The 18,177-nt window shown below is 69.2% G+C and carries 18 protein-coding genes; 10 read left to right on the top strand and 8 right to left on the bottom strand.

All coding sequences use genetic code 11. From position 1 onward, the window contains the following. Positions 1-28: 28 nt before the first annotated feature. Complete coding sequence (locus SM754_RS13260; RefSeq protein ID WP_323676718.1) at positions 29-1,321, bottom strand: NAD(P)/FAD-dependent oxidoreductase; 1,293 nt, start codon at positions 1,319-1,321, stop codon at positions 29-31. Positions 1,322-1,448: 127 nt separating this feature from the next. On the opposite strand from SM754_RS13260, the gene SM754_RS13255 reads away from it, so the two are divergent. Both SM754_RS13255 and SM754_RS13250 read left to right on the top strand, forming a co-directional pair. Continuing rightward, on the top strand, positions 1,449-2,498 hold the full coding sequence (locus SM754_RS13255; RefSeq protein WP_323676717.1) for an ABC transporter ATP-binding protein: 1,050 nt from the start codon (positions 1,449-1,451) through the stop codon (positions 2,496-2,498). Next, entirely contained in the window at positions 2,495-3,271 is a 777-nt protein-coding gene (locus SM754_RS13250; RefSeq protein ID WP_323676716.1) for an ABC transporter permease, read from the top strand. Before SM754_RS13255 ends, SM754_RS13250 begins: the two co-directional genes overlap by 4 nt. An 89-nt stretch (positions 3,272-3,360) precedes the next feature. Here SM754_RS13250 and SM754_RS13245 read toward each other — a convergent pair whose 3' ends face one another. The 4 genes from SM754_RS13245 to SM754_RS13230 all read right to left on the bottom strand — a co-directional run bounded on the left by SM754_RS13245 (position 3,361) and on the right by SM754_RS13230 (position 6,266). Further along, positions 3,361-4,122: a cytochrome C biogenesis protein gene (locus tag SM754_RS13245; RefSeq protein WP_323676715.1), complete on the bottom strand. Its 762-nt coding sequence runs from the start codon at positions 4,120-4,122 to the stop codon at positions 3,361-3,363. Further along, the gene (locus tag SM754_RS13240; RefSeq protein ID WP_323676714.1) at positions 4,122-4,688 is read right to left on the bottom strand and encodes a TlpA family protein disulfide reductase; all 567 of its coding nucleotides are present in this window, start codon (positions 4,686-4,688) and stop codon (positions 4,122-4,124) included. Before SM754_RS13240 ends, SM754_RS13245 begins: the two co-directional genes overlap by 1 nt. A gap of 92 nt (positions 4,689-4,780) precedes the next feature. After that, entirely contained in the window at positions 4,781-5,548 is a 768-nt protein-coding gene (gene nucS, locus SM754_RS13235) for an endonuclease NucS (RefSeq protein ID WP_323676713.1), read from the bottom strand. 94 nt (positions 5,549-5,642) lie between these two features. After that, positions 5,643-6,266 (bottom strand): DUF420 domain-containing protein, encoded by a 624-nt coding sequence (locus SM754_RS13230; protein ID WP_323676712.1) that lies wholly within the window; start codon positions 6,264-6,266, stop codon positions 5,643-5,645. 221 nt (positions 6,267-6,487) lie between these two features. Between SM754_RS13230 and SM754_RS13225 the strand changes: the two genes are divergently transcribed. The 3 genes from SM754_RS13225 (at position 6,488) to SM754_RS13215 (ending at position 9,057) form a co-directional block, all read left to right on the top strand. Further along, positions 6,488-6,904: a cobalamin B12-binding domain-containing protein gene (locus SM754_RS13225; RefSeq protein WP_323676711.1), complete on the top strand. Its 417-nt coding sequence runs from the start codon at positions 6,488-6,490 to the stop codon at positions 6,902-6,904. Further along, entirely contained in the window at positions 6,901-7,959 is a 1,059-nt protein-coding gene (meaB, locus tag SM754_RS13220; RefSeq protein ID WP_323676710.1) for a methylmalonyl Co-A mutase-associated GTPase MeaB, read from the top strand. The genes SM754_RS13225 and meaB overlap by 4 nt, the downstream gene beginning before the upstream one ends. A gap of 105 nt (positions 7,960-8,064) precedes the next feature. After that, positions 8,065-9,057, top strand: coding sequence for an alpha/beta fold hydrolase (locus SM754_RS13215; protein WP_323676709.1), 993 nt, complete (start codon positions 8,065-8,067; stop codon positions 9,055-9,057). Positions 9,058-9,094: 37 nt separating this feature from the next. Here SM754_RS13215 and SM754_RS13210 read toward each other — a convergent pair whose 3' ends face one another. Together SM754_RS13210 and SM754_RS13205 are read right to left on the bottom strand one after the other, a co-directional pair. After that, on the bottom strand, positions 9,095-9,487 hold the full coding sequence (locus SM754_RS13210; protein WP_323676708.1) for a Zn-ribbon domain-containing OB-fold protein: 393 nt from the start codon (positions 9,485-9,487) through the stop codon (positions 9,095-9,097). After that, entirely contained in the window at positions 9,487-10,653 is a 1,167-nt protein-coding gene (locus SM754_RS13205; RefSeq protein ID WP_323676707.1) for a thiolase domain-containing protein, read from the bottom strand. Before SM754_RS13205 ends, SM754_RS13210 begins: the two co-directional genes overlap by 1 nt. A 151-nt stretch (positions 10,654-10,804) precedes the next feature. Between SM754_RS13205 and SM754_RS13200 the strand changes: the two genes are divergently transcribed. The 4 genes from SM754_RS13200 to SM754_RS13185 all read left to right on the top strand — a co-directional run bounded on the left by SM754_RS13200 (position 10,805) and on the right by SM754_RS13185 (position 14,480). Then, positions 10,805-11,233 carry a DUF7541 family protein gene (locus tag SM754_RS13200; RefSeq protein WP_323676706.1) on the top strand — a complete coding sequence of 143 codons (429 nt, stop codon included), beginning with the start codon at positions 10,805-10,807 and terminating at the stop codon, positions 11,231-11,233. Between the two features lie 115 nt (positions 11,234-11,348). Beyond that, complete coding sequence (locus SM754_RS13195; RefSeq protein WP_323676705.1) at positions 11,349-11,729, top strand: DUF6684 family protein; 381 nt, start codon at positions 11,349-11,351, stop codon at positions 11,727-11,729. A gap of 177 nt (positions 11,730-11,906) precedes the next feature. Then, positions 11,907-13,802: a cbb3-type cytochrome c oxidase subunit I gene (locus SM754_RS13190; protein WP_323676704.1), complete on the top strand. Its 1,896-nt coding sequence runs from the start codon at positions 11,907-11,909 to the stop codon at positions 13,800-13,802. A gap of 399 nt (positions 13,803-14,201) precedes the next feature. Continuing rightward, complete coding sequence (locus tag SM754_RS13185; protein WP_323676703.1) at positions 14,202-14,480, top strand: DUF7520 family protein; 279 nt, start codon at positions 14,202-14,204, stop codon at positions 14,478-14,480. Between the two features lie 120 nt (positions 14,481-14,600). Here the strand turns inward: SM754_RS13185 and acs are convergent, their stop codons facing one another. Further along, positions 14,601-16,592 carry an acetate--CoA ligase gene (acs, locus tag SM754_RS13180; RefSeq protein ID WP_323676702.1) on the bottom strand — a complete coding sequence of 664 codons (1,992 nt, stop codon included), beginning with the start codon at positions 16,590-16,592 and terminating at the stop codon, positions 14,601-14,603. A 138-nt stretch (positions 16,593-16,730) separates the two neighbouring features. On the opposite strand from acs, the gene SM754_RS13175 reads away from it, so the two are divergent. Then, the gene (locus SM754_RS13175; RefSeq protein WP_323676701.1) at positions 16,731-18,122 is read left to right on the top strand and encodes a UDP-N-acetylglucosamine 2-epimerase; all 1,392 of its coding nucleotides are present in this window, start codon (positions 16,731-16,733) and stop codon (positions 18,120-18,122) included. The last annotated feature ends 55 nt before the right edge of the window (positions 18,123-18,177 follow it).

The following is an 18,177-nucleotide window of genomic DNA, read 5'->3' as shown; positions in this document are numbered from 1 at the left end:
CCCGATTACGGAGTCTCGTCAATCCAGATTACGGCGTCTGGTCGGTGCCGGGGTCGAGGTCGAGTTCGTCGTTGACGAGGTCGGTCGCTTTCTGGAGTTCGCCGACTCCGGAGAGGTAGCCGGCGCCGACGGTGGCTTTGAGGGCGACGGCGGCGCGGCCGGTGATGACGGTCGGGCCGACCTGTGCGACGGCGCCGTTCCCGATGGAGACGAGCCAGCCGGGAGAGTCGAACTCGAAGCGGTCCATGCGCGGTTCGAACGACCCGGCCTCGTCCGTGCGGCGGTGGTCGACGACCTTCGCGACGTTCGCGGCGGCGACGCGGGCTTCGCGGATGGCTGATTGGGCGCTCGCGGGGACGGCGTCGCCGTCTGCGTCGACGACGCGACCGGCGTCGCCGACGACGAACGTGTCGCCGTCGACGCGGAGGTCCGCGCGGGCGTCGACGCGGTCGCCGTCGGTGGCGGCGGGGCCGGCGATGCCGCCGGTCCAGACGAACGTGTCGTACTCGATGCGCGTGCCGTCGTCGAGGACGACGGCGTCGGCGGTGGCTTCCGCGACGGCGGCGTTCGTTCGGACGTCGACGCCGGCGTCGACGAGCGCGTCGTGGACGGCGGCTTGGAAGTTCTCCGGGAATCCGGGTGCGACTGCGGGCCGCATCTCGAGGACGGTCACGTCGAGGTCACCGGCCGCGGATTGATCCGTCGTGGGTTCCTCCGGGGTGGCTCCGTCGGTCGCGGGGTCGTCGCCTTCGGCGTGCTCGGTGGCGTCGCCGACGCTGACCTCGACGGGGTCGGTGTCGTCGGTCGTCGACGGGTCGGCGTGTTCGTCGCGGAGCGCGGCGAGTTCGCCGGCGACCTGGACGCCCGAGAGGCCGGCGCCGCCGACGATCGCGCGACCGCCGGTGTCGATAGCGTCGTGGACGGACTCGCGGATGCGTTCGGCGTGCCCGACGCGCTTGCAGGGGATGGCGTGCTCGCGGACGCCGGGGAGGTCGTAGTACGCGGTCTCGCTCCCGAGGCAGACCGCGCCGACGTCGTACGCGAGGACGGTGTCGTCGTCGAGCGTCACCTCGTTCGCGTCGGTGTCCACGTCGACGACGGTGCCTTCCCGGACCTCGGCGCGGTCGAAGAGCTCGTCGAGGCCGAGCGTGATGTGGTCGGCGACCGTCGGTTTCCGGATGACGCGATGGACCTCGTGCTGGACCACGTGCGTTCCGGTGTCGTCGACGACGACGATGTCGACGTCGTCGTCGAGCGTGCGTTCGAGCTTCCGTGTCAGCGCGACGCCGGCGTAGCCGGCGCCGAGGACGAGGACTCGCATACGGAGCGGTTGGGGCCGAACCGGCATATGCTGGGGGGTGCCGGCACGGACCCGTAGACTCGACGGGGCGGCGCGCTGTCGTCCGATACCGGGACGCATTAGCGCGTCGACGCCGAAGCGTCTCGCGATGACTGATGCGCTCGTCGCGACTGACGTCCGGAAGGCCTACGGGGACGTCCAGGCGGTCGGTGGGGTGTCGCTGTCGGTGGCCGCGGGCGAGGTGTTCGCGCTCGTCGGCCCGAACGGGGCGGGGAAGACGACGCTCGTTCGGACGCTCACGGGGACGGCGACGCCCGACGCGGGCGGCGTCGAACTGCTCGGTGCGCCGCCGGCGGCGGCTGACCGGGAGCGCCTGGGCGTGCTCCCGCAGTCGTTCGCGCCCCCGGAGCGCCTGACCGGTCGGGAGGTCGTCGCGTACTACGCGGGTCTCTACGAGGACGCGCGCGCCGTCGACGACGTCCTCGATGCGGTCGGCGTGACGGACGCCGCAGACACGCACTACGGCGATATGAGCGGCGGCGAGCAGCGTCGCGTGTGCCTCGGGAGTACGCTCGTGAACGACCCGGACGTGCTCTTCCTCGACGAGCCGACGACGGGAATCGACCCCGCGGGCCGCCGGACGGTCTGGGGTCGCATCGATGAGCAGGTCGCGGGCGGGACGACGGTGATCTTGACGACGCACGACATGCGGGAGGCTCAGCGGCTCGCGGACCGCGTCGGCCTGCTCGCGGACGGTGAACTCGTCGCCGTCGGCGCGCCCGACGAGCTCGTCGCTGAGCACGCCGGCGAACCGAGCGTCGTCGTGGACGTGGACGCGACCGACGACGGGGACGTTCGCGACGACGACGGCGAGGGGTCGTCGAGCGGCGACGGACCGATGGTGGCGGCTGCGCGCGTGCTCGCCCATGCGGGACTGGACGCGACGACGCACGGGACCGAGGTCCGGGTCCGGGGCGTGGCCGCGCGGGACGTCGCCGTGGTCGCGGACGCGCTCGACGACGCGGGCATCCCCTACTCCGGGCTGTCGTGGCGCGAACCCACGCTCGAGGACGTCTACCTCGAACTCGCGGGGGAGACCTACGAGGCGGGCGTCGGCGGCCGGCAGGAGCGCGGTCGGACGGGCGGTCGCGGGACGCGGCCCGCGGCGGCGAGCGCGGACGGAGGTGGGTCGTCGTGAGCCGCCTCGGTCGCGTCCGGTCGGCCTCGGTCGCGGCGTCGCGGTCGTTCCTCCGGCGGCGCGTCGCGGTGTTCTTCACGTTCTTCTTCCCGGCGATACTCGTCGGCATCTTCGGCGTGCTCGTGCAGACGGACGCGGCGGGCGCGGGGCTGTTCACGAAGCCGGCGTCGTACTACGTCCCGGGGTACGTCGCGGTCGTCGTGCTGTTCACGCCGCTGTCGCGCGTCGGGAGCGAGGTCGCGCGTCACCGCGAGCACAACCGGTTCGAGAAGCTCGCGACGACGCCGCTGACGCGCGGCGAGTGGCTGCTCGCGCAGACGCTCGTGAACGTCGGCATCATCGGCGTCGCGACCGTCCTCGTGCTCGCGCTCACCACGGCGCTCACGGGGGCGAGCATCGTGCTCTCGCCGCTCCTGCTCGTGTACGTCCCCGTGGGCGTCGCGTGCTTCTGCGGGGTCGGTGCGCTCCTCGGCGCGTTCGCTGACAGTCAGGACGGCGCGGTCACCGCGAGCAACGCCATCGGCCTCCCGCTCCTGTTCCTCTCGCAGACGTTCGTCCAGCCGGCGCTGCTCCCCGAGTGGTTCCACCCGATCGTCGCGCTCAGCCCGCTCACGTACTTCGCGCAGGGGCTCCGCCAGGTCGTCGCGCCCGCGTCCACGGACGCCGGAACGGTCGTGCTCGACCTCGGCCCGCTCGCCGCGCTCGGCGTGCTCGCCGCGGCCGCAGTCGCCTTCCTCGTCGCCGGCGCGCTCGCCATCCCGCGGACCGACTGACCGACTCCCGAGGGCCGACTGACAGACGGCCGACCGCGACCCGCAGCGCGCGCCCTCAGAGCCCGAGAAGGCTACCGAGCCGTTCGCTCTCAGAGCCCGAGTGACCCACCGATTCCGGCGACGTCGAAGACGACGAGCAGGTAGTACGCGGACACCGCGATCATCACGACGCCCGTGACGCGGTTGACGAGGGACGCGTTCCGGGCGAGCGCGCGCGTCACGACCCGTCCACGGGCTTCGGAGACGGCGGCGAACGCGAGCAGCGGCGCGCCCATCCCCAGTCCGAACGTCAGAAAGCCCGCGAACCCCGCGAGCGGCGAGTCGAACAGGATCGGCGTCCGAGCGAAGAACAGCGCGATGAACCCCGGATTACAGGGGAGGACGATACCGCCGAAGAACAGGCCGTAGGCGAACGCCGACCCGTACGCGCTCCCGGTCTCGGGCGGGTCGAGGCCGGGGAGTCGGTCGACGGCGTCGTGGTCGAGCGCGAGCGCGACGCCGAGGACGAACAGGACCGCGAACGCGACCGGGGAAACGACCTCGACGACGGCCGTCAACGACGCTTCCAGCAGGTACGCGAACACGAGCCCGACCGTGCCCATGAGCGCGACGACGCCCGCGACCACGGCGACGCCGAGACCGAACGAGGACCGGCCCGCATCGGAGTCGGTGCCAGTATCGGCGGCGGTCGCCGTCGTCGACGACGCGGTCGCTCCGCTCGCCGAACCGGCGTCGGTGCGGTCGCTCCGCGCGAGATACGAGAGGAATCCGGGGTAGAGCGGGAGGGCGCACGCGGCCGTCAGCGGCGTGAGCGCACCGACGACGAACGCCTCGACGTACGCCGAGAGCATCAGCACTCGCTCGCGGCCGATTCGAGGAACGCGACGGACTTCTGGCCGTCCTTCAGGCGCGTGACGTCGTCGGGCCCGCAGGCGCGGAGCATCGGGACCGACGGCGCGTTCGCCATCGACGTCCCGAACTCGCTCGTGACGGACCGCGTCCACTCCGGCGGCGCGACCGCGTACCGCCAGTCGAACCCGTGCTCGTTCGCGTGGTCGCGGACCTTCTTCGCGTCCTCGTTCTGGTCGATGTCCACGGCGACGGTCGTCACGTCCGGGTTCGCCTCGTGGAAGTCGATCATCGTCTTCTGCTGGCGGAGACAGTTCGAGCACCAGACCGCGAACGTCTCCACGAACACGACGCCACCGTCGGCGAGGTCGGCTATCGTGAACGACTCGTCGCCGCGGACCGTCGACAGCGAGACGTCGCGCCAGTCCACCTGTCCGGCGTCGTCGTTCTCGTCGGGGCCGTTCCCGTCACCGTCGTTCCCGCCGCCCGTACCGAGGCATCCCGCAAGGCTGGCGACCGCGCTGGCGCCGACCGAGGAGAGCACCGCTCGTCGCGTCGGACCGTTCATGTCGGTACAGGAGCGCGCCGTGCGCTAATGCCTCCCTCGGTCGTGCGCGAGCGGCGCCAGACCGTCCGGGGTCCGCGCCGACGATGGTCGCGTCAGGAGAAGTCGGTGAGTGTCGTCTCGGAGGCCTCCCGGGTCTCGACGTCGAACTCCGCGAGCCGCACGAACTCCATGTCGTTGTCCCGGAGCGCGCGCTTCACGCGGTCGCTCGTCGACGGTGCGACGAGCATCCCCCGAACCTCGGGATTGGACTCGCGGTAGAGCTCCATGTAGCGCTTCAGCTGGTCGAAGTGATTGAGCGTCGCCTGCCGGCGCTTGACCTCGACGACCACGGGCGTCCCGTCGGCGTCCTGCGCGAAGAAGTCGAGGTACCCGTACTGGGTCTCGCGCTCGTGCTCGACGAGACGGATCCCGGGTTCGAGCGCGGACTCGGGGTTCGACTCGATGTACTCGTGCATCTCCGCCTCCGTGCCGCGCTCCTGGTACTCGACCGCGTCCTCCGCGTCGAACCGCGACACCGAGTAGACGTCCTGGAGGTACACGCGCAGGAACTCGTTCGGGTTCGACCGGCGCGCGTACAGCAACGGCGCGTCCTCGTCGCTCTCGCCGGGCTCGACCTTGATCGTGGCGCCGCCAGGCATCCAGTTCACCGGCTTGTGCCCGGACGGCCGATGCACGAGGAGCGTGCCGTCGGGCTTGCAGACGACGAGCCGGTCGCCGGGCGCGAGGTAGCCGCCCGACCGGCCGTCGTACTCGACCTCGCACTCGGCCTCGATGGAGACGACCGCGCCCTCGCGGAGGCCGTCGCCGACGACGCGAGCGACCGTGGCCGCATCCGGAGTCGCGAAACGTTCGACAGTCACGACGACTCCGTTCCCCGGGGACGCCCAAATAGGTATCGTCAGCGGACGACGCGACGCCGCGTCGCGCCCGAGCCGTCGAAAGGGACGACCGAGGTCAGAGCGGGAGCGGGACCGCGACGACCGCCTTCACGAACTCGAAGCCGTAGATGTGGTTCAGCATGAGGTACGTGACGACGCCGAGGGACAGCGAGACGATCCACGCGCCCGCGGCGACCCGACCGACGCGCCGGTGCGGGGTCTCCTGGCGGAGTTCCCGCGGCGTGTGCGTGACGCCGAGGAGGATGGCGTACAGCACGACCGGCACGGAGACGATGGAGAGCAGGATGTGGATGGCGAGCATCGCGAGGTACGAGTAGTAGAGCGCACCGGATTCGAGCGCGATCTCCTTCGTACCGCCACCGCCGGTCTTCAGCAGGTACAGCACGAGGAACACGAGGATGAGCGCGAACGCGCCACCCATGAGCGCGCGGTGCCGGTCGACGTTCCCGCGTCGGATCTCGACCCAGCCGAGGACGAGGCACGTCGTCGCGAGCGTGTTTATCACCGCGATCGCGTCGCTCAGTGCGTTCACCGTGTCCAGTCCGATGTCGGGGTAGATCGGGAGCCCGAGGTAGAGCGTCCCCAGCACGAGCCCGTACCCGACGACCGTGAGCGCTATCGTCAGCGACCGCACCGACCCCTTGAGGCCTCGGAGCGGCGGTGTCGTCGTTTCCGTCATCGAGCGGCGCTAGGGAGAGCGCGAGTAATTGCTTTTGCATTCCAGTACGTGCCGCCGCCGACGTTCACCTGCTCCACTGCACGCGGTGGGCGGTGACTTCGGGCCTGGCCGTCGCTGACGGTACTGGAACCGCCGGTGGGCCGGTCCCACCGAGAACCCCTACCCGTACGAGGCGTCACACTTCCGTTAAAGTAAAACCTGCCGGAAGGGAACAGTCGTCCATGAGTCAGAGCCAGGAGGAGCGGTCCATTCGCTGCCTCGTCGCGAAGGTCGGCCTCGACGGGCACGACCGCGGTGCCCACGTCATCGCGCGGGCGTTCCGCGACGCCGGCTTCGAGGTCATCTACTCGGGGCTCCACAAGGCGCCCGACGAGATCGTGCAGGCGGCAGTCCAGGAGGACGTCGACGTCATCGGAATCAGCATCCTCTCGGGCGCGCACAACACGCTCGTCCCGAAGGTCGTCGACGGCCTCAAGGAGTACGACGCGTTCGAGGACACGCTCATCCTCGTCGGTGGCGTCGTCCCCGACGAGGACAAGGCCCACCTCAAGGACCTCGGCGTCGCCGAGGTGTTCGGTCCTGGGACGTCGATGGAGCAGACCATCGAGTTCGTCCGCGAGAACGCACCCGAGCGATGACGCTGTCGACGCAGGAACTGCTCGACGGCATCCTCGAAGGCAACCATCGTGCGCTCGCGAGAGCCATCACGAAGATCGAGAACCGGCAGGACGGCTATCGGGACGTCGTCTCCGGGCTCTACGAGCACACCGGGTCGGCTGACGTCATCGGTATCACGGGGAGTCCGGGCGCCGGGAAGTCGACGCTCGTGGACAAGATGGCGAAGGCGTACCGCGACCGCGGGCTGACCGTCGGTATCGTCGCGATCGACCCGTCGTCGCCGTACACGGGCGGTGCGGTGCTCGGGGACCGCATCCGGATGGCGTCGAACGTCGGCGACATGGACGTGTTCTTCCGGTCGATGTCCGCGCGCGGCAGCCTCGGCGGGCTGTCGACCGCGACCGCTGACGCCGTGAAGGCCTTGGACGCGTTCGGGAAGGACAAGGTCATCATCGAGACGGTCGGTGCCGGCCAGAACGAGATCGATATCGTGCAGGCCGCGGACACGGTGGCCGTGCTCGTGCCGCCGGCGTCGGGCGACAACGTCCAGATGCTGAAGGCGGGCATCCTCGAGATCGCGGACGTGTTCGCGGTGAACAAGGCGGACATGGACGGCGCGGACCGCACCGTCCAGGAGTTAGAGGAGATGGTGCACATGGACGACGGGCACGTGAGCGTCGCCGGCGGCCATCACGGCATGGGCGTCGACACTGACGTCGACATGCCCGAGAAGGGCGACGGGAGCGAGGACGCCGTCGAGCCGTGGGAGACGCCGGTCCTGGAGACGGTCGCGACGACGGGCGAGGGCGTCGACGAGTTCCTCGACACGCTCGAAGCGCACGCGGACTGGCTGGCGGACACCGGACGGATCCAGGCGAAGCGTCGGCGGCGGACCGCGGAGGAGATACGGACGTTGCTCCGGGAGGACGCGGGCGAACTCGTCGAAGGCGAGATCGCGGAGCACGGTGGTGTGAACGCGCTCGCTGAGCGCGTGCTCGACGGCGACACGGACCCGTACACGATCGCGAACGAGGTCCTCGACCCGGTCGCGGCGTGTCTCGACCGCGAGGACTGACGAGGACGCGAGTGCGGTGCGGTCGCACGCTCCGGGACTTTCTGGTATCGGTTCGTTCGGCGCTCCGGCGCGACGTTCAAGTCGTTGCGTTCCCTCTGTCGAGATATGAAACTGAAGAACGCGGCGTACGCCGCGGCTGGTGCCATCGGTGCGGTCGGTGCAGGCGTGCTCGTCGACCGCGCACTCGGACGGAAGGCCGGCGACCTCTCGCGGCCGCTTCCCGGGACCGGCGAGTCGTACCGCTGGCGCGGCATCGACACCTACTACACGGACCTCGGGAACCCCGAGCACCCGACGCTCGTCCTCGTGCACGGCGTGAACGCCGCGGCGTCCAGCAACGAGTTCGTCGCCATCGCCGACGCGCTCGCGGAGGACTACCACGTGCTCGCCCCCGACCTCCCCGGGTTCGGGCGGTCGGAACGACCACCCATCGAGTACGCGAACGAGCACTACGAGGCGTACCTCACCGCGTTCCTCCGGGACGTCGCCGGCGAGGACGCGACCGTGCTCGCGTCGTCGCTCTCGAGCGCGTACGCGGTCGCCGCGGCCGCCGACGACGAGACGAGCGTCTCCCGCCTCGTCCTCGTGTCACCGACGGCGTCGACGATGCCCGGCGGCGAGAAACCACTCGTCCGGAAGGCCATGCGCTCGCCGGTCCTCGGGACGCTCCTGTTCGACGTCGTCGCGAGCGAACGGTCGCTCGAGTACTTCAGCGACGACCACTCGTACTACGACGCCGACGCGTACTCGCCCGAACGCAAGCGCTACGACTGGGAGACCACCCACCAGTCGGGCGCGCGGTTCGCGCCCGCGTCGTTCGTCGCCGGCTACCTCGACAGCGACCTCGACCTCGGCGCCGCCATCGCCGACCTCGACGTCCCGACGACGCTCGTCTGGGGGCGCGAAGCGGACATCACGCCGCTCGCCGACGGGCGAGCGCTCGCCGACGACGCGAACGCGAAGCTCGTCGTCGTCGACTACGCCTCACTCCTCCCCCACGACGAGCACCCGGACGCGTTCCTCGACGGACTCGCCGACGACCTCGGACTCGACCGCGACGTCGACGCCGACCGCGTCGCCGTCGAGCGAGAGAACTGACCGGAAGAACTGACCGCCTGAAACCCGCTTCGTTCCGCTACTGCGGGCGGAAGACGACGAGGTCGTCGCCCGTCGTCGCGGTCTCGTCGATGTCGATACCGACCTCCATCCCGACCTCGACGTCCTCGACGGCGACGTCCCGGAGCTGACCGGTGACGCGGACGTCACCGAACCGCGCGATACCGACCGCGTACGGCGTGTCGTCGGCGAAGTTCGGCGTCGCCACGTGCGTGATTGTGAACGTCTCCACCTCGCCGCGCTCGGGGAGCGGCGTCTGCTCGATGTCGAGCGACCCGCAGTGCGGGCAGACGCGACGCGGCGGCAGCGACCCGTGGTCGTTCTCGCACGACAGGAAGTACCCCTCGCCCTCGCCGACGGCGTCGATCCACTCGTCGTAGCCTGCGTCCGCGACTTCTTCGTCGTCGCTCATCACTCCATCACCTCCAGCACGTGCACGACGGCAGACGCGACCGTCCCACCGGCGTTGTGCGCGAGCCCGCACTCCGCGTCCGCGACCGCGTCGCTGTTCGGGTGGTCGCCGCGCAGGAGCATCGTCAGCTCGCAGATCTGGCTCGCGCCCGTCGCCCCGACCGGATGCCCCTTCGCCTTCAACCCACCCGAGAGGTTCACGGGCATCTCGCCGTCCTGCGTCGTGCGCCCGTCCGCGGCCGCCGTCACGCCCTCCCCGACCTCGCAGAGGCCGAGCGACTCGAGCGCGAGCACCTCCGCGATGGTGAAGCAGTCGTGGACCTCCGCGACGTCGACGTCCGCGGGCGACACCCCGGCGTCCGCGTACGCCTCCTCCGCCGCCTCGTCCGCGGCGGGCGACCGCGCGAGGTGCTCGCGGTCGTGGAGCGCCATCAGGTCGCCGCCCTGACCGGAGCCCGTGACCGCGACGGACGCGTCCAGGTCGTGCTCGGCGGCGAACTCGTCGCTCACGAGCACGACCGCCGCCGCACCGTCGCTGATCGGACAGGAGTCGTACAGCCCCAGCGGTTCCGAGACCATCGGCGCGTCGATGACCGTGTCCACGTCGATCGCACGCTGGTACTGCGCCTTCTCGTTGTTCAGCGCGTTCTCGTGGTTCTTCACCGCGATCTCGGCGAGGTCCTCGCGACCCCCGCCGTACTCCGCGAAGTACGCCTGCGCCATCAGCGCGTACGCACCCGGGAACGTCATCCCCGCGCGGACCTCCCAGAGGTCGTCCGCGGCGATGGCGAGCGCCTCCGTCGCCCCCGCCGTCCCGAGGTTCGTCATCCGCTCGGTGCCACCGACTAGGAGGACGTCCGACTCGCCGTTCCGAACGCGCTTGACGCCCTCGCGGACCGCCACCCCGGAGGACGCGCACGCCGCCTCGAACCGCGTCGCCGGCGCGTCGATACCGACGGCCTCTGCCATCAACGGCCCCTGATGACCCTGGTGTTCTGCGAGCTCTCCCATGAAGTTCCCGTAGAGGAGCGCCTCCACGTCGTCGCGGTCCACGTCCGCGTCCGCGAGCGCGTCACAGCCAGCCTCCGCGAAGAGGTCCCGGCCCGTGCGTTCCGGGGACGCGCCGAACGACGTCAACCCGACACCAGCCACTCGTACACCTGACATGGCGTGAACTTCGCTATCGACCACTTAATATGTCGTGGTTAACGACGCGACGGCCGCACGACCGACGACCGCGTGGGCTGGAGACCCCGACCGGAACCGCCGTCTGGGGCGTTCCGTGACCTGTTTATGCCTGAACCCCTAACGGCGTCGTATGGCAAAGGAGCGCGTCGATGACGGGACCGCGAGCAGCGAGGGGAACCGCGCCGTCACCGACCACAAACCCTCTGCTAGCCTCTGGCCGATGTTCGTCGCGTTCGGGCTCGCGATCGCGGAGGTCGGCGTCGTCGTCGGCGTGTTCGTGTTCACGGTCGTCGGGTTCCTCATGTTCACGGGCGCCGTCGCCGGCATCCTCACCGAGTCCGGGTACGTCGAGCGCCCGTGGCGAACGGTCGGCGTCCTGGGAACCGTCGTGTTCGCCCTCGGCGCGGTCGTGTTCGTCGCGTTCGACGGTGTCATCGGCGGCCCCGAACTCGTCGCCGTCGAGAACGCCGTCGCGTACCGCGGGCTGTCGATGATAGCCGCCGGCGTCCTCACCGTCCTCACCGCCGGCGTCGGCTCCGTCCGCGGCGAACTCGCGTAACTCGACGCCGGTCGCGTCGAGGACCGATGAGCGCGTCGGCGACTGGAGGCTGCGGGCCGCGCGCTGGCGAGAACCGACAACCTATTTGTGCGTCACCCGAAAGCCCCTGATAGCAATGGCACAGCGCGTCTTCACGAAGGACACGATGCTCGACCTCGTGGTGAACATCATCCCACTGGGCATCATGGCCTTCTTCATCGGGTTGTTCGTCCTCTGGGGTCCGTTCAGCTGGGACCCGCTGTACAGCACCCTCATGCTCGGTATCATCGGCGGAGCGTTCGTCCTCCTGGCCATCCTCACCTACGTCTCCGCGGTCGCCATCGAGGGCGACGCGATCAAGAGCGAGGAGGCCGGTCGCGCGGCCCACGCCGACGAGGCGTCCGAGGTCGTCGACACCGCCGAGACGAGCGCGACGGACACGCCCGAGGACACGCCGGACGCGACCGGCGACGACGAGACCGACGAACGCAAGGAATCCCCCGAAGAAGCCGTCTGACGCTCTCCTCTCACCGGCCGCGAACGTGTGGCGTTCGCTCGAATCCTCGGTGCATCAGCTCACCCACCGACAGTCCCCCGACGAGCGTCCCGCTGGAACGCATCGAACCCGCCAGAGAGCGACCGCGGCGGGGACGAACCCGAGCCTTTCTTTAGGGTGCAATCCTGACCGTCTTCTATGGGTCTTAGCGGAGAGCTCGCAATAACACTCCTCACGGGCGTTCTCGTCCTCGTCGTCTTCGCGCTCGCCACGCGCTTCGACGACTGGCGGACGTACACGCCGCTGGCTGGCGGCGGCGCGCTCGGCGGAGAGACCGGGTACGGACACGACGAGAAGCCCGGTGGTATCGTACGTTGGTTGACGACCGTCGACCACAAGGACATCGGCATCCTCTACGGCGTCTACGCCATCGTGGCGTTCGCGTGGGGTGGCCTCGCCGTCATACTGATGCGGACCGAACTGATGACGCCCGCGATGGACGTCCTCGCCGGCGTCGGCGGTCGCGCGTTCTACAACGCGCTCCTGACGAGTCACGGCATCACGATGCTGTTCCTGTTCGGGACGCCGATACTCGCGGCGTTCTCGAACTACTTCATCCCGCTCCTCATCGGCGCGGACGACATGGCGTTCCCGCGCATCAACGCCATCGCGTTCTGGCTGCTCCCGCCGGGAGCCCTCCTCATCTGGGCCGGCTTCTTCCTCGGGCCGTTCTTCGACTCGATCAGCGCGTCGATGACGTCGTGGACGATGTATCCGCCCCAGGCCGTCGCGCAGACCGCGGCCGGGCAGGACGCGATGAGCTACGAGTACGCGGGACGCGTCATCGCGTCCTCAGAGATCGATACGTCCGCGCTGAACGCCGGGACCGACCTGATGCTGCTCGGCCTCCACCTCACCGGTGTGTCGGCGACGATGGGCGCCATCAACTTCATCGCGACCATCTTCACGGAGCGCGGCAGCGACGTCGGCTGGGACAAGCTCGACATCTTCTCGTGGACGATCCTCACGCAGTCCGCGCTCATCCTGTTCTCGTTCCCGCTCCTCGGGAGTGCGCTCGTGATGCTCCTGCTTGACCGGAACTTCGCGACCGGGTTCTTCGCGGTCGAAGGCGGTGGGACGATTCTCTACCAGCACCTGTTCTGGTTCTTCGGCCATCCCGAGGTGTACATCCTCGTGCTTCCGCCGATGGGTATCATCAGTTACGTCCTGCCGCGGTTCTCGGGCCGGAAGCTGTTCGGGTTCAAGTTCGTCGTGTACTCGACGCTCGCCATCGGCGTCCTGAGCTTCGGTGTGTGGGCGCACCACATGTTCGCGAGCGGTATCGACCCGCGGCTGCGGGCGTCGTTCATGGCGGTGAGTCTAGCGATTGCGATACCGAGCGCGGTGAAGACGTTCAACTGGATCACGACGATGTGGAACGGGAACATCCGGTTGACGACCCCGATGCTGTACTGTATCGGGTTCATCGCGAACTTCATCATCGGTGGCGTCACCGGCGTGTTCCTCGCGGCGGTCCCCGTCGACCTCGTGCTCCACGACACGTACTACGTCGTCGGGCACTTCCACTACGTCATCATGGGCGCTATCGCGTTCGCGGTGTTCGCGGGCGTCTACTACTGGTTCCCGATCGTCTCCGGTCGGATGTACCAGCGGACGCTCGGGAAGGCGCACTTCTGGCTGACGATGGTCGGGACGAACGTGACGTTCTTCGCGATGATCCTCCTGGGGTACGGCGGGATGCCGCGCCGGTACGCGACGTACGGCGGCGTCTCCCTGGAGGGCATTCTCTCGTACTTCACGAGCCTGCACGTCATCGCGACCGTCGGTGCGTTCATCCTCCTGGTCGGCCAGCTCGTCTGGCTGTGGAACATGGTGAACTCGTGGCTCGAGGGCCCGGTCGTCGGACCGGACCCGTGGAACCTCGAGGAGGACGGTCTCCCGAGTCGCGAGTTCGACTGGCACGCTGACCGTCTCGAGACGACGCTCGCCGACGGTGGCGAGCCCGCCGAGGACGAGCCGATGACCGACGGTGGCGAACCCGTCGACGACGACGCCGCTGCGGACGACACCTGACGTCGACGGCCGTTCTTCGATCTGCGCTGCTCGCGTTCGTGCTCTGTTCTCCGAGTGGTAGAGACGTCGTCGCCGCACTGGTTCTTGAAGCGGTACGAAGCGTCGCTCACCGTACTGAACGCTTATCGTGCGTGGTTGCGGGCGGTTCGTACGGGAGGACGCGGTCGACGTCTGGACGCGGTCGCTCGGGGAGAAGCGGGCGTGGGCGTGGCCCGTCGGTCGTGGTCGACGGGTTGTCTTCGGGGTGTCGTGGTCAGACCGTTGCGAGGACGAACCCGGTCGTGAACATCATGATGGCGACGAGTGCGAGCACGATGAGGAGTAACTCTTTCTCGCTCATACCCCTGCGTTGACGCTGGAATGCCAAAGGCTAATCGTTGCCCGACCCAAGCGTTCGACGTGACTGAGAACGCTCGTCTCTCGGCGGTGCTCTCGGGGCGGCGAGTCGTGGCGACGGTGTACCTCGGTGTCGTCGCGCTCGCCGGTGTCCTCGGGTACATCCTCGGCATCATCCTGCCCGCACAGAAGGACGTCTTCGTCGCGGAACTCGGACCGCTCGCGTTCGACATCACGCCGATCTCGTTCGCGGTGTACGGGATGGTGATGCTCGCAGTGACCCTGGGCGTGCTCCTCGGCCTCGTGGAGTTAGTCAGCCGGTACGACGACGCCGAGGGCTGACCCGAGAACGCTGACGCGTCGGTCGATGACGCGGTCTCCGACGCGACGGTTCGTCGGTCGCGGTGGCGGCGACTGCTCGCGGCGAGGTGACCTCCGAGCGCGTGCGTTCGCGTCGACGCGCTAGTGGTCGACGGCGGCCTGGATGTCCTCGACGACGTCGGGGTTGCGGAGCGTCGAGGTGTCGCCGAGGTCGTCGCCGTTCGCGACGTCGACGAGGAGGCGACGCATGATCTTCCCGGAGCGCGTCTTCGGGAGTTCGGGCGTGAAGACGACGGCTTCGGGGCGGGCGATGGGGCCGATGGCGTCCTCGACGCCCGAGATAATCTTCTCGCGGAGCGCGTCGCCGGGCGTGGCGTCGTCCTCCGTGATGACGTACGCGTGGACGGCCTCGCCCTTGACGTCGTGGTCGGCGCCGACGACGGCTGCCTCGGCGACGCCTTCGACGCCGACGATGGCGCTCTCGATCTCCATGGTGCCGAGGCGATGGCCGGAGACGTTGATGACGTCGTCGACGCGGCCGAGGACGGTGATGTAGCCGTCGTCGTCGATTTTGGCGCCGTCCTCGGGGAAGTACGTCCAGTCGTCGGGGTCGTCGCTGTCGGTGTCTGAGTACTCCGCCCAGTACTCCTGGACGTAGCGGTCGTCGTTCTGGTAGAGCGTGCGGAGCATCCCCGGCCAGGGCCTGTCGACGGTCAGGTACCCGGCGTCGCCGGCGTCGACCGGGTCGCCGGCGACGTCGACGACCTCGGCGCCGATACCGGGGAGCGGCGGGCCGGCGCTCCCGGGCTTCATCTCGCCGACGCCGGGGAGCGTGGTGATCATCATGCCGCCGGTCTCGGTCTGCCACCACGTGTCCACGACCGGGCACTCCTCGTTCCCGATGTGCGTGTAGTACCACTTCCACGCGCGGGGGTTGATTGGTTCGCCGACGGTCCCCAGCAGCCGGAGGCTGGAGAGGTCGTGGCGGTTCGGGTACTCGGTCCCCCACTTCATGAACGACCGGATGGCGGTCGGCGCGGTGTACAGCTGGTCGACGCGGTACTTCTCGACGAGCTCCCAGAGGCGGTCGCGCTCGGGGTAGTCCGGCGTCCCCTCGTACATCACGGTCGTCGTACCGAGTGCGAGCGGGCCGTAGACGATATAGGAGTGCCCCGTTATCCACCCGATGTCGGCGGCGCACCAGTACGTGTCCTCGGGCTTGACGTCGAGGACGTTCTGGCTCGTCCACGCGGCGTAGGACAGGTACCCGCCCGTGGTGTGCTTCACGCCCTTCGGCTCGCCCGTGGTGCCCGACGTGTACATGAGGAACAGCATGTCCTCGGCGTCCCTGCTCACGGGTTCGACGTGCGTGCCCTCGTGGCGGTCGACGAGAGCGTCGTAGTCGTGGGCGTGGTCGCCGAGGAAGTGCGTGAGTTCGTCCCCGAGCCGGTCGACGACCACGGTCTCGACGTCGTGGTCGACGCCACGCAGGCCCTCGTCGGCCTTCCCCTTGTGGTTGAGCGCGTCGCCGCGGCGGTAGTAGCCGTCGCACGTGACGAGGTACTCGCTGTCGGCGCTGTTCATCCGGGTCGCGAGCGCGTTCGCGGAGAACCCCGCGAACACGACGCTGTGGGGGGCGCCGATGCGGGCGCACGCGAGCATCGCGACCGGGAGCTCGGGGATCATCGGCATGTACAGCGTGACGACGTCGTCCGCCTCGACGCCGAGGTCGCGCAGGCCGGCGGCGAACGCGTTCACCTCCCGGTAGAGGTCCTGGTACGTGTACGTGCGCTCTTCGCCGAGTTCGCCCTCCCACTGGATGGCCGCGCGGTTCTTCGCGCCGTTCTCGACGTGCCGGTCCAGGCAGTTGTAGCTCGCGTTCAGCGACCCGCCGGTGAACCACTCGAAGAACGGCGGGTTGGAGTCGTCTAGGACGGTGTCGTACTCGGTGTCCCAGTCGAGGAGTGCGGCGGCGTCCTCCCAGCACGCTGGCCAGTCCTCCTCGAACGCGTCGTAGATGCCGTCGTCGGCGACGTTCGCCTGCTCGACGAACGATTCCGGCGGCTCGAACGTGTCCTGTGCGGCGAGTCGCGCTTCGAGTTCCACCGCGTCGTCGTCGGTATCGTCGGCCATGGTTCGTCTAGGCCGTCGACCGGACGTATGCTAAGTTTTCCCCCGGCGCCGGTGGTCGGTTCGTCGGGAACCCGCCGCGCTCTCTCGGGCGATACTCGATGGACAGGTACTCGGTAGTCGACCGACGAGGGGATGCCAATGAGCGATGCGTACTCGGTTCACGAGGACCGACTCGACGAGAGACTCGACGGCGCGGAGTTCGCCATCGCGGTCGTGACGGCGACGAAACCGGACTTCTACAAGCAGGCGCCCGTGGTGACCGCGGCGGACGAGCTCGGCGTCCCGTGTTTCGTCCTCCACACCGGCCAGCACTACGACGACCTGCTCGGGCACGGGCTCGCCGAGTACGGCGTCGAGGACCGCGTCGGCGTCGACCTCGGCGTCCGCGGTGGCCTCTCCCAGAAGACCGCGGAGGTGACGCGTCGGGTCGACGCGTTCACGGACTACCTCGAAGAGCATCATCCGGAGACGACCGTCGTCCCGCTCGTGCACGGCGACACGCACGCCGCGGCGACGGTCCCGCAGGCGTGGGCGTTCGCCACCGGCGAGCAGGTCGCGCACAACGAGGCGGGCCTGCGCGGGATGGCACCGGACTACGACGCCGTCGACCGCGACGCGCTCGCCGTCGGAGACGCCGACGCCATCGACGCGTTCGTCGAGACGCAGTGGGAGGGAGACTGGCACGTCGACCGCTCGGAGCCGTTCCCCGAGCAGTACGACACGTTCGTCGGCTCGGCCGCGTCCCTGTACCACTTCGCGCCCGTCGAACTGAACCGCGAGCACCTCGTCCGCGAGGGGTACCCCGAGGAGCGCGTGCCGGTCGTCGGGAACAGCGTCGTCGACGCCATCGACGCGAAGCGAGCCGCCGACCTCGACGAGAGCGTGTTCGACGTCTACCCGACCCTGGAGGAGCGCGACGACTGGATCCGCGTCGACATCCACCGGCGCGCGAACCTGCTTCCCGGCCGGTTCCGTGCCATCGTCGAGGGCGTCATCTCGCTCGTCGAGGACGGGTTCAACGTGAACTTCGTCGAGCTGACCGCCACCCGGAACGCCCTCGAGGCGACGGGCCTCCGCGACCGCTTGCTGGAGCTCGACGACCGTCGCGAGAACTTCCTGTTCACGGGGCTCTGGAAGAAGCACGCGCACGTCTACGAGTTCCTCGAGTCCGGGCAGTGTCTCGCGGAGTTCACGGACTCCGGGAGCATGCAGGAGGAACTGAACCACATCGACGAGGCCGCGTGTCTCACCGCGCGGTTCAACACCGACCGGCCGGAGACGGTCTTCGACGCGAACACGAACCTCCTGGTCCCGCCGATTGCCGGCGAGTTCGTCGCGGAGACCATCCGTCGCGTCCACGACGACGACGCGCTCCGCGAGCGGTTGCGCGACGGGCCCGCGCTCTACGGCGAGGACGTCGGCGCGGACATCGTCTCGTTCATGGACGAACACCGCGACGAGCCCGTCGAGTGGTCCCACGAGCGCGCGGGCTTCGACCTCGGCGACGCGACCGGGATGGACTACCTGTAGGGCGACGCCGCCGCGTCCCGCACCTCGCCGTTGCGTTGCCCGGTTCGTGACCGGT

The organism is Halorubellus amylolyticus, assembly GCF_034808145.1.
GTDB lineage: Archaea > Halobacteriota > Halobacteria > Halobacteriales > Natrialbaceae > Halorubellus.
This window is presented reverse-complemented; position numbering and strand designations above follow the sequence as displayed.

Excerpts from the sequence above, each read along its gene's own strand:
- SM754_RS13240 (WP_323676714.1), bottom strand. The coding sequence starts at position 4,688 with ATGAACGGTCCGACGCGACGAGCGGTGCTCTCCTCGGTCGGCGCCAGC.
- SM754_RS13255 (WP_323676717.1), top strand. The coding sequence starts at position 1,449 with ATGACTGATGCGCTCGTCGCGACTGACGTCCGGAAGGCCTACGGGGAC.
- SM754_RS13215 (WP_323676709.1), top strand. The coding sequence starts at position 8,065 with ATGAAACTGAAGAACGCGGCGTACGCCGCGGCTGGTGCCATCGGTGCG.
- SM754_RS13225 (WP_323676711.1), top strand. The coding sequence starts at position 6,488 with ATGAGTCAGAGCCAGGAGGAGCGGTCCATTCGCTGCCTCGTCGCGAAG.
- SM754_RS13230 (WP_323676712.1), bottom strand. The coding sequence starts at position 6,266 with ATGACGGAAACGACGACACCGCCGCTCCGAGGCCTCAAGGGGTCGGTG.
- SM754_RS13175 (WP_323676701.1), top strand. The coding sequence starts at position 16,731 with ATGAGCGATGCGTACTCGGTTCACGAGGACCGACTCGACGAGAGACTC.
- SM754_RS13190 (WP_323676704.1), top strand. The coding sequence starts at position 11,907 with ATGGGTCTTAGCGGAGAGCTCGCAATAACACTCCTCACGGGCGTTCTC.
- meaB (WP_323676710.1), top strand. The coding sequence starts at position 6,901 with ATGACGCTGTCGACGCAGGAACTGCTCGACGGCATCCTCGAAGGCAAC.
- SM754_RS13195 (WP_323676705.1), top strand. The coding sequence starts at position 11,349 with ATGGCACAGCGCGTCTTCACGAAGGACACGATGCTCGACCTCGTGGTG.
- SM754_RS13210 (WP_323676708.1), bottom strand. The coding sequence starts at position 9,487 with ATGAGCGACGACGAAGAAGTCGCGGACGCAGGCTACGACGAGTGGATC.
- SM754_RS13200 (WP_323676706.1), top strand. The coding sequence starts at position 10,805 with ATGGCAAAGGAGCGCGTCGATGACGGGACCGCGAGCAGCGAGGGGAAC.
- SM754_RS13205 (WP_323676707.1), bottom strand. The coding sequence starts at position 10,653 with ATGTCAGGTGTACGAGTGGCTGGTGTCGGGTTGACGTCGTTCGGCGCG.
- SM754_RS13260 (WP_323676718.1), bottom strand. The coding sequence starts at position 1,321 with ATGCGAGTCCTCGTCCTCGGCGCCGGCTACGCCGGCGTCGCGCTGACA.
- acs (WP_323676702.1), bottom strand. The coding sequence starts at position 16,592 with ATGGCCGACGATACCGACGACGACGCGGTGGAACTCGAAGCGCGACTC.
- SM754_RS13245 (WP_323676715.1), bottom strand. The coding sequence starts at position 4,122 with ATGCTCTCGGCGTACGTCGAGGCGTTCGTCGTCGGTGCGCTCACGCCG.